The sequence below is a fragment of the Streptomyces odonnellii genome (genome assembly GCF_000981895.1).
GTDB classification, from domain to species: domain Bacteria; phylum Actinomycetota; class Actinomycetes; order Streptomycetales; family Streptomycetaceae; genus Streptomyces; species Streptomyces odonnellii.
In genome coordinates this window covers 1-9733 of the sequence record NZ_LATD01000404.1, presented here as the reverse complement: position 1 = coordinate 9733, position 9733 = coordinate 1, and the positions used below count along the sequence as shown (strand labels likewise).

The window sequence follows — 9733 nt, the reverse complement described above, 5'->3', positions numbered from 1 at the left end:
TTTCATTGTGTTTCGGTGGTTATAGCGTGAGGGAAACGCCCGGTTACATTCCGAACCCGGAAGCTAAGCCTTACAGCGCCGATGGTACTGCAGGGGGGACCCTGTGGGAGAGTAGGACGCCGCCGAACAAACTTTATGGAAATGCCCTGTACCAGAAGTCTTGGTACAGGGCATTTCTGTTTGCTTACCCCCTTGCACTCCGCCGCACACGCTGAGGGTAAGGTCGGGACGCATCGTTGGCACGTTCCACACAGGAGGCCCCCGGGTGGAGGTCCAGGAGACTCGCGTTCAGACGGACCGGGTGCTCACCGTCCCCAACATCCTCAGCATGGCCCGGCTCGTCGGCGTCCCCCTCTTCCTGTGGCTGATCCTCCGTCCCGAGTTCGGCGGACCGAACAGCGACGGCTGGGCATTGCTGGTCCTGATGCTGAGCGGTGTCAGCGACTATCTCGACGGCAAGCTGGCCCGCCGCTGGAACCAGATCAGCAGCCTCGGCCGGCTGCTGGACCCCGCCGCCGACCGGCTCTACATCCTTTCCACTCTCGTCGGTCTCACCTGGCGCGAGATCCTGCCGCTGTGGCTCACCGCCGCCCTATTGGCCCGCGAGCTGATGCTTCTGGTGATGGTGGGAATCCTTCGCAGGCACGGCTATCCGCCACCCCAGGTGAACTTCCTGGGGAAGGCGGCTACCTTCAACTTGATGTACGCCTTCCCGCTCCTGCTCCTGAGTGACGGAAGTGGTTGGCTTGCGTCACTCGCCGAAGTTTTCGGATGGGCGTTCGCCGGATGGGGTACAACTCTCTACTGGTGGGCAGGGATCCTGTATGTGGTCCAGGTCCGCCGGCTCGTGAAGGCGGACACCGCGGCCGATTAGCTCGTCGAGTGCGCCGTGCAGTGTCGCCGGCGCACGCCTGACGCCTTTGGGGCCGCTGTCCAGACGGGTGAAGTCGGCGAGACCGTCTCTTCAAGGAGGACGCTTCCGACATGAAGGCCGTCGTGATGGCTGGTGGCGAAGGCACTCGGCTTCGCCCCATGACCTCGAGCATGCCCAAGCCGCTCCTGCCGGTGGTGAACCGGCCGATCATGGAGCATGTGCTGCGGCTGCTCAAGCGCCATGGGCTCAGCGAGACCGTCGTAACCGTGCAATTCCTTGCCTCCCTCGTCAAGAACTATTTCGGCGACGGTGAAGAGCTCGGTATGGAGCTCACCTACGCCAACGAGGAGAAGCCGCTCGGCACCGCGGGGAGCGTGAAGAATGCGGAGGAGGCGCTGAAGGACGATGCCTTCCTCGTCATTTCCGGCGACGCGCTCACCGACTTCGATCTGACCGACCTCATCGCCTTCCACAAGGAGAAGGGCGCACTGGTGACGGTGTGCCTGACCCGGGTTCCGAATCCGCTGGAATTCGGCATCACCATCGTGGACGAGGAAGGCAAGGTCGAGCGTTTCCTGGAGAAGCCCACCTGGGGCCAGGTCTTCTCGGACACCGTCAACACGGGCATCTACGTGATGGAGCCCGAGGTCTTCGACTATGTCGAGGCGGATGTCTCGGTGGACTGGTCCGGCGATGTCTTTCCTCAGCTCATGAAGGAAGGCAAGCCGGTCTACGGCTATATCGCCGAGGGCTACTGGGAGGACGTCGGCACACACGAGAGTTATGTGAAGGCCCAGGCCGATGTCCTGGAGGGCAAGGTCGACGTCGACATCGACGGGTTCGAGATCTCGCCGGGTGTCTGGGTCGCCGAGGGCGCCGAGGTCCATCCGGACGCCGTTCTGCGCGGGCCGCTGTACATCGGGGACTACGCCAAGGTCGAGGCCGACGCCGAAATCCGCGAGCACACCGTTGTCGGATCCAACGTGGTCGTCAAGACCGGTGCGTTCCTCCACAGAGCCGTCGTCCACGACAACGTCTATATCGGGCAGCACAGCAATCTGCGCGGCTGCGTGATCGGCAGGAACACCGACATCATGCGGGCCGCCCGGATCGAGGACGGCGCGGTCATCGGCGACGAGTGCCTCGTCGGCGAGGAATCGATCATCCAGGGCAATGTCCGGGTCTACCCGTTCAAGACCATCGAGGCCGGCGCGTTCGTCAACACGTCGGTCATCTGGGAGTCCCGGGGGCAGGCGCATCTCTTCGGCGCCCGTGGTGTCTCGGGCATCCTGAACGTCGAGATCACGCCGGAAGTGGTCGTGCGGCTGGCCGGCGCGTACGCCACCACCCTGAAGAAGGGCTCCACCGTCACCACGGCGCGTGACCACTCCCGTGGTGCCCGCGCTCTCAAGCGTGCCGTGATCTCCTCGCTCCAGTCCAGCGCCATCGACGTACGGGACTTGGAGAACGTACCGTTGCCGGTCGCCCGGCAGCAGACCGGCCGGGGCAGCGCCGGCGGGATCATGATCCGTACGTCGCCGGGTGTGCCGGACTCCGTGGACATCATGTTCTTCGACGAGCGCGGTGCGGATCTCTCCCAGGCGGGCCAGCGCAAACTCGACCGCGTATACGCGCGCCAGGAGTACCGGCGCGCCTTCCCCGGTGAGATCGGAGACCTGCACTTCCCGTCCAGCGTCTTCGACTCGTACACCGGCTCGTTGCTGCGCAACGTCGACACGTCGGGGATCTCGGAGGCGGCGCTCAAGGTCGTCGTCGACGCGTCCAACGGCAGCGCCGGGCTCGTGCTGCCCAGCCTGCTGGGCCGGCTCGGCGTGGACGCGCTGACGATCAACCCCGGTCTGGACGAGTCCCGGCCGACGGAGACGGTCGAGTCGCGCCGTTCCGGACTGGTCAGGCTCGGCGAGATCGTCGCCTCGGCGCGCGCCGCGTTCGGGGTGCGCTTCGACCCCGTCGGTGAGCGGCTGTCGCTGGTCGACGAGCGTGGCCGGATCATCGAGGACGACCGTGCCCTGCTGGTGCTGCTCGACCTGGTGGCCTCCGAGCGGCGCAGCGGCCGGGTGGCGCTGCCGGTGACGACCACCAGGATCGCCGAGCAGGTCGCCGCGTACCACGGCACGCAGGTGGCGTGGACGACGACCTCACCGGACGATCTGACCCGGGTGGGCCGCGAGGAGTCCACGATCTTCGGCGGTGACGGGCGCGGAGCCTTCATCGTCCCGGAGTTCAGCAGTGTCCTGGACGGTACGGCGGCGTTTGTGCGGCTGATCGGTCTGGTGGCGCGTACGCAGCTCACGCTCAGTCAGATCGACGCCCGTATCCCCCGTGCCCATGTGCTGCGGCGCGATCTGGCCACGCCCTGGGCCGTCAAGGGCCTCGTCATGCGCAGCGTCGTGGAGGCGGCCGGGGACCGGCAGGTCGACACGACCGACGGAGTACGGGTCGTGGAGGCGGACGGCCGCTGGGTGATGGTGCTGCCCGACCCCGCCGAGGCCATCACCCATCTGTGGGCGGAAGGCCCGGACGACGCGTCGGCGCAGGCGCTGCTCGACGAGTGGTCCGCCGTGGTCGACGGCGCAGGTCACCAGGGTCCTTAGGGCGAGTCGTACCGGTGTGCCGGACATGCCCCCGAAGGGGGTCCGGCACACCGGTGGGGCCATTCGGCGGTAACGGGCGCGACGTGCGACGATGTGCGGCATGCCGCAGCAGCCCCCCATTCGGAGCACCTCTTCTCCGCCCGTCCGCCCCGATGCGTCGATGTCGCTGCTGAACAATGTGATGGATCACAGCCTCGACGAGGGGTACGCGGAGGCGGCGGCCCGCAGGGACGCCGAGGAGGGCGGTCTGCCCAGCACGCTGCGCGCGAAGCTGTGGCTCGCGGCCGGTCTGGTCCTGGCCGCTCTGGTGGTCACGGTGGGCGCCGCGCAGGCGCGGATCTCGGCGCCGGTCGTGGCCAAGGAACGCGATGAGCTGATCGACCGCATCAACGCCGAGACCGCCACGGCCGACGAACTGGAGAAGTCGGTCGAGAAGCTGCGCGACGAGGTGGGGGCGCGCCAGCGCGCCGCCCTGCGTGCGCACGGCGGCGACACCGGTGAGCGGATCGCCCTGCTGGCGGGCGCCACTGCGGTGCACGGGCCAGGTGTGAAGCTCGTGGTCGACGACGCCAGGGAATCGGGGTCGGACGGCGGCGGGCCGCGCGGCGGCGGCTTCTCCGATACCGGCCGGGTACGCGACCGTGACATGCAGCGAGTCGTCAACGGCCTGTGGGAGTCCGGCGCGGAAGCGATCGCCATCAACGGGCAGCGCCTGACATCGCTGTCCGCGATCCGTGCCGCGGGCGATGCCGTACTGGTCGACAACAGGCCACTGGTGCCGCCGTACACGGTGCTCGCGGTGGGGAACGGCAAGAAGCTGAGCACCGCGTTCCAGGACAGTGCCGATGGCCGGTATCTGCGGTCGTTGCAGCAGAACTTCGACATCCGCACCAGCATTTCCGATCAGGAAGAGGTGCGTCTGCCTGCCGCGCCGAGCCTGATCGTACGTACAGCAGAGCCGGGGGCCGCCGACGCCGGGAAGGGCGACGGGCAGGGCACGGCAGACACCGAGAAGGGCACATCGTGATCGCCGTACTGGGCCTCGTCGTGGGAGTCGTGGTCGGACTGTTGGTCCGGCCCGAGGTGCCGGCGGTGGTCGAGCCCTATCTGCCGATCGCCGTCGTCGCGGCCCTCGACGCGGTCTTCGGCGGCCTGCGGGCCATGCTCGACGGGATCTTCGTCGACAAGGTGTTCGTGGTCTCGTTCCTGTCGAATGTGGTGGTGGCGGCGCTGATCGTGTTCCTCGGCGACAAGCTGGGCGTGGGCGCGCAGTTGTCCACGGGGGTGGTCGTCGTGTTCGGTATCCGGATCTTCTCCAACGCTGCCGCGATCCGCCGGCATGTCTTCCGGGCGTGACGCCGATGAGCAGCGTGGAGACACCCAAGGACGCGAACGGTACGGCCGGTACGGACATGCCGCCGGCCCCGGGGCCCGAACAGCTCACCGGCCGCCAGCGGTTGGCGGCGGGGCTGTGGCCGCCGCGGGTCACCCGGGCCCAACTCACCGTCGCGGGCCTGCTGTTCGTGCTCGGGCTCGGACTCGCGATCCAGGTCACGTCCAACAACGACGACAGCGCCCTGCGCGGCGCCCGTCAGGAGGACCTCGTCCGCATCCTCGACGAACTGGACGACCGCACCCAGCGGCTGGAGGACGAGAAGCAGCGGCTCGACGACCAGCGCACCGAGCTGGAGACCAGCTCGGACCAGGCCGAGGAGGCCCGTAGACAGACGCTGGAGAAGGCCCAGCAGCTCGGAGTCCTGGCCGGTACGGTCGCGGCCCAGGGACCCGGTATCAGCCTGACGATCAGCGATCCGAACAGCGCGGTCGAGCCGGACATGCTGCTCGACACGATCCAGGAGCTGCGGGCGGCGGGCGCCGAGGCCATCCAGGTGGACGGGGTCCGGGTGGTCGCGGACACCTACTTCTCGGGTGCGGGCGGCGATGTCGAGGTGGACGGACGGCCGGTGACGGCGCCGTACGAGTTCAAGGTCATCGGCCGGCCGCAGGATCTGGAGCCCGCTCTCAACATTCCCGGCGGAGTGGTCCAGACGCTGGAGAAGGAGCAGGCCACGGCCACGGTGACACGGGCTGAGAAGATCGTTGTGGATGCCTTGCGACCGGCGGAGCGGCCTGACTACGCTCGGTCGTCGTCGGGGTGAGCCGGCGGGGCATGGCGGCCGTCCGACGCGGGCATGAGCTTGCGGGGGGTCGGCGCACGATCAGCGTGGTGTGTGGTGGAAACTGTCCGGTGGATACGGACGTTGTCAAGATGTCCGGGTCGGCAGGTGTGTTCATTCAGGGTTCGTCCTGCCCCACGGGCGGGTCTGTTTCGGTCAAGGGGAATCGCCCGTGAAGTTGTTTGGGAAATTGTTCGGCAAGAGCGCCCGCGAGGAAGGCGGCGGTTCGGCCCGCCACCGTGCGTCGCGGCACGGTCAGAGCGAGGAGCAGAGCGGCGAGCGCCCGCTCTTCCGCGACCAGGTGGGCGGCGACGCCCCCGGCGCGTCGTCTGTTGACCCTGCAGGTCCCGGCCGCATAGGTTTCGGGCAATCATCTGCCCCGGCGGGGCAGTCGCGGCAGGAGGATCCCACTATGGCGGGCTTGCCGGTCTGCACGAGGTGCGGACACCGGAACGCGGAATCGAGCCGGTTCTGCTCCAACTGCGGTGCGCCGCTGCGGGGCGGGGCGCCCGCCGAGCGCGCCTCGGAGACCACCTCGACGATCTCCATCTCGGGTCTTGAGGCGTACGACTCCGAAGTGACCGGCCAGACGGCGCTTCCCTCGCTCACGCCGGAGGCTCAGGCCGCCGTCGACGCGCTGCCGCCGGGCTCGGCGCTGCTGGTGGTGCGCCGGGGTCCGAATTCGGGCAGCCGCTTCCTGCTGGACAGCGAGCTGACCACGGCCGGCCGTCATCCGCAGAGCGACATCTTCCTCGACGACGTGACCGTGTCGCGCCGCCATGTGGAGTTCCGCCGGGGTGCGGACGGGCATTTCACCGTCTCGGACGTCGGCAGCCTGAACGGTACGTACGTCAATCGTGAGCGGATCGATTCGGTCCTGCTGGCGAACGGCGACGAGGTCCAGATCGGCAAGTACCGGCTGGTCTTCTACGCGAGCCAGCGGGGCGTGTGACCCTCAGGGAAGGTCCATGCTGCGACCACCGACGGGCGGTGCCGGCGACGGCACCGCCCCCACGGGCGAGCTGATGAGTATCGGCGCGGTGCTCGGCCGCCTCCGGGAGGAGTTTCCCGGGGTCTCCGTCTCCAAGATCCGTTTCCTGGAGTCGGAGGGGCTGGTCGAGCCGCGCAGAACCCCCTCCGGTTACCGGAAATTCAGTCCCGAGGACGTCGAGCGGCTGGCCGACGTCCTGCGGTTGCAGCGGGACCACTATCTTCCGCTGAAGGCCATCCGGGAGTATCTCGACGCCCGTGGCCGCGGCGAGCGGCCGGAGCTGCCGGCCCCGAAACGCGGGTCCCGGCCGGCCGGAGCGGATGAGCCGGAGCCCGTGGGTTCCACCGCCGCCAGGATCGGCCGCGAGGAGCTGCTGGCCGCCGCCGAGGTCGGCGAGAGCAGGCTCGACGAGTGGGAGGCGTACGGCCTCATCACTCCGATGCCGGACGGCGGGTACGACGCGGAGTCCGTAACGGTCGCGAGACTTGTCTCGGATCTGGGGAGATTCGGTCTGGAGCCACGGCATCTCCGCGCCATGAAAGCCGCCGCCGAGCGCGAGGCGGGACTGGTCGAACAGGTGGTGGCGCCGCTGCGCAGACACCGTAATCCGCAGACCAGGGCCCATGCCGAGGCCACCACGAAGGAGCTGGCGGCGCTGTCCGTACGGCTGCACGCGGCGCTGGTACGGACGGCCCTCGGGGTCCGGCAGCACTGATCGCGGGGGAGCCCGACTACCCAAACCTGCCGGGCACGTCCTAGGGTTGCTGTGTGAACGAGCTCGACGTTGTGGGTGTCCGGGTGGAAATGCCCTCCAACCAACCGATCGTGCTCCTGCGTGAAGTGGGAGGCGACCGGTACCTCCCCATTTGGATCGGACCCGGGGAGGCGACCGCCATTGCCTTCGCCCAGCAGGGCATGGCCCCGGCGAGGCCGCTGACCCATGATCTCTTCAAGGATGTCCTTGAGGCGGTGGGCCAGGAGCTGACCGAGGTCCGGATCACGGACCTGCGCGAAGGGGTCTTCTACGCGGAGCTGGTCTTCGCCAGCGGCGTGGAGGTGAGCGCCCGTCCGTCCGACGCCATAGCGCTGGCGCTGCGCACGGGTACGCCGATCTACGGCAGTGACGGGGTGCTGGACGACGCGGGTATCGCGATCCCGGACGAGCAGGAGGACGAGGTGGAGAAGTTCCGCGAGTTCCTCGACCAGATCTCGCCGGAGGACTTCGGAACCAACAGCCAGTGAGCGGCCGCCGGTGAGCGCCGAACCGGGCTCCGTCAGCGCATTCGGCCATCTTTTCCCCGGAAAGGGGCACGACAAACCACTCTCAGGGTGATTATCACTCGGCGTGGCGAGTGTGGCGATCGTTGACGCACCCCGGGTGACTGCCTACCTTCGACAAGGCAGGTCTAGGACGGAGGGGTCGGCGTGAGAAGCAGCGGCGACAGTACGGCGGCGGGCGGTCCGTATCCGCCTCACAGCAGTGCGGCCGACCCCGGGGCGGAGACGGTCGGATACCGCGGTCCGACCGCGTGCGCGGCGGCCGGGATCACATACCGCCAGTTGGACTACTGGGCCAGGACTGGGCTGGTCGAGCCGAGTGTGCGGCCGGCGTACGGCTCGGGCACACAGCGGCTGTACAGCTTCCGCGACGTGGTCGTCCTCAAGATCGTGAAGCGGTTCCTGGACACGGGGGTCGCGCTCCAGAACATCAGGGCGGCGGTCCAGCATCTGCGGGCCCGCGGCTTCCGGGATCTGGAGCGCATGACGCTCATGAGCGACGGCGCGACCGTCCATGAGTGCACCTCGCCCGACGAGGTCGTGACCCTGCTCCAGGGCGGGCAGGGCGTCTTCGGGATCGCCGTGGGGGTGGTGTGGCGGGATGTCGAGGCGGCCCTGTCGCAGCTCCACGGGGAGCGGATCGACACCGGCGAGACCCTGATCGGGCACAACCCCGCCGACGAGCTGGCGCGGCGGCGCCGGGACCGGGCGGTCTGACCGCCGCGGACCGGGCCGGTCGCGAGTGCTGGTTGTCCCTGCCGGTTGTCAGTGGTGTGAGGCAGCATCGGTCCTGTGAGATCCGCGCCGACGATCCTGCATCTGGACATGGATGCCTTCTTCGCCGCCGCCGAGCAGGCGGCGAAACCGAGTCTGCGCGGAAAACCGGTGGTCGTGGGCGGTCTGGGGCCGCGCGGGGTGGTGTCGACGGCGTCGTACGAGGCGCGGCGCTTCGGGGTGCACTCAGCGATGCCGATGGCCCAGGCGAGACGGCTGGCGCCGAACGCGGCGTATCTGGTGCCGCGCTTCTCGCTCTACCGCGCGGTGAGCGAGCGGGTCATGGAACTGCTCGCGGGGCTCTCCCCGCTGGTGGAGCCGCTGAGTCTGGACGAGGCCTTCGTGGACCTGGAGGCGGGCGGCTCGGCCCATGACACGGCGTCGGCGCGGGCGGCCGGTGAGCGGCTGCGGGCGGACATCAGGGCGGTCACCGGGCTGACCGGCTCGGTGGGGCTCGCCGGTTCCAAGATGCTCGCGAAGATCGGCTCGGAGCAGGCCAAGCCCGACGGGCTGGTCGTGATCGAGCCCGGCACTGAGCGGGAGCTGCTGGGGCCGATGCCGGTGCGGACACTGCCCGGCGTCGGGCCCGCGACCGGGGAGCATCTGCGCCGCGCCGGGATGACCACGGTCGCCGAGCTGGCCGAGGCGGGCGAGGACGAGCTCGTACGGCTGCTGGGGAAGGCGCACGGCGCGTCGCTGTACCGGATGGCGCTGGGGCACGACGACCGGCCCGTGGTGTCGGAGCGGGAGACGAAATCCGTGTCGGTCGAGGACACCTTCGACGTGGATCTGCACGACCGGGTACGGGTGCGGACGGAGGTGGACAGACTCGCCGATCGGTGCGTGGAGCGGCTGCGGGCGGGCGGCCACTCCGGGCGGACGGTGGTGCTGAAGGTGCGGCGGTACGACTTCTCGACGCTGACCCGGTCGGAGACGCTGCGCGGGCCCACGGACGATCCGGGAGTGGTGCGGGAGGCGGCGGGGCGGCTGCTGGAGTCGGTGGACACGACGGGCGGGGTGCGGC

At 68.9% G+C, this 9733-nt stretch carries 10 protein-coding genes and 1 rRNA gene; all 11 read left to right on the top strand.

The genetic code is table 11. From position 1 onward, the window contains the following. Positions 1-11: 11 nt before the first annotated feature. Positions 12-128 (top strand): 5S ribosomal RNA (gene rrf / locus WH07_RS31210). A 137-nt stretch (positions 129-265) separates the two neighbouring features. Beyond that, entirely contained in the window at positions 266-874 is a 609-nt protein-coding gene (locus WH07_RS31205; RefSeq protein ID WP_046507525.1) for a CDP-alcohol phosphatidyltransferase family protein, read from the top strand. A gap of 110 nt (positions 875-984) precedes the next feature. Next, on the top strand, positions 985-3489 hold the full coding sequence (locus WH07_RS31200; RefSeq protein WP_046507521.1) for a mannose-1-phosphate guanyltransferase: 2505 nt from the start codon (positions 985-987) through the stop codon (positions 3487-3489). Between the two features lie 100 nt (positions 3490-3589). Further along, positions 3590-4516, top strand: coding sequence for a DUF881 domain-containing protein (locus WH07_RS31195; protein ID WP_046507518.1), 927 nt, complete (start codon positions 3590-3592; stop codon positions 4514-4516). Further along, positions 4513-4845, top strand: coding sequence for a small basic family protein (locus WH07_RS31190; protein WP_023543062.1), 333 nt, complete (start codon positions 4513-4515; stop codon positions 4843-4845). Before WH07_RS31195 ends, WH07_RS31190 begins: the two co-directional genes overlap by 4 nt. Positions 4846-4901: 56 nt before the next feature. Then, positions 4902-5648, top strand: coding sequence for a DUF881 domain-containing protein (locus WH07_RS31185; protein WP_232789128.1), 747 nt, complete (start codon positions 4902-4904; stop codon positions 5646-5648). 148 nt (positions 5649-5796) lie between these two features. After that, the gene (locus WH07_RS38295) at positions 5797-6618 is read left to right on the top strand and encodes an FHA domain-containing protein (protein WP_232789127.1); all 822 of its coding nucleotides are present in this window, start codon (positions 5797-5799) and stop codon (positions 6616-6618) included. Positions 6619-6634: 16 nt separating this feature from the next. Beyond that, on the top strand, positions 6635-7372 hold the full coding sequence (ftsR, locus tag WH07_RS31175; RefSeq protein WP_046507508.1) for a transcriptional regulator FtsR: 738 nt from the start codon (positions 6635-6637) through the stop codon (positions 7370-7372). A gap of 53 nt (positions 7373-7425) precedes the next feature. Then, positions 7426-7899 (top strand): bifunctional nuclease family protein, encoded by a 474-nt coding sequence (locus WH07_RS31170; RefSeq protein WP_006123076.1) that lies wholly within the window; start codon positions 7426-7428, stop codon positions 7897-7899. Between the two features lie 183 nt (positions 7900-8082). Continuing rightward, positions 8083-8652: a MerR family transcriptional regulator gene (locus WH07_RS31165; RefSeq protein ID WP_046507501.1), complete on the top strand. Its 570-nt coding sequence runs from the start codon at positions 8083-8085 to the stop codon at positions 8650-8652. Positions 8653-8727: 75 nt separating this feature from the next. Then, the coding region (locus WH07_RS31160) for a DNA polymerase IV (RefSeq protein ID WP_046507528.1) at positions 8728-9733 on the top strand (1006 nt) is incomplete at its 3' end.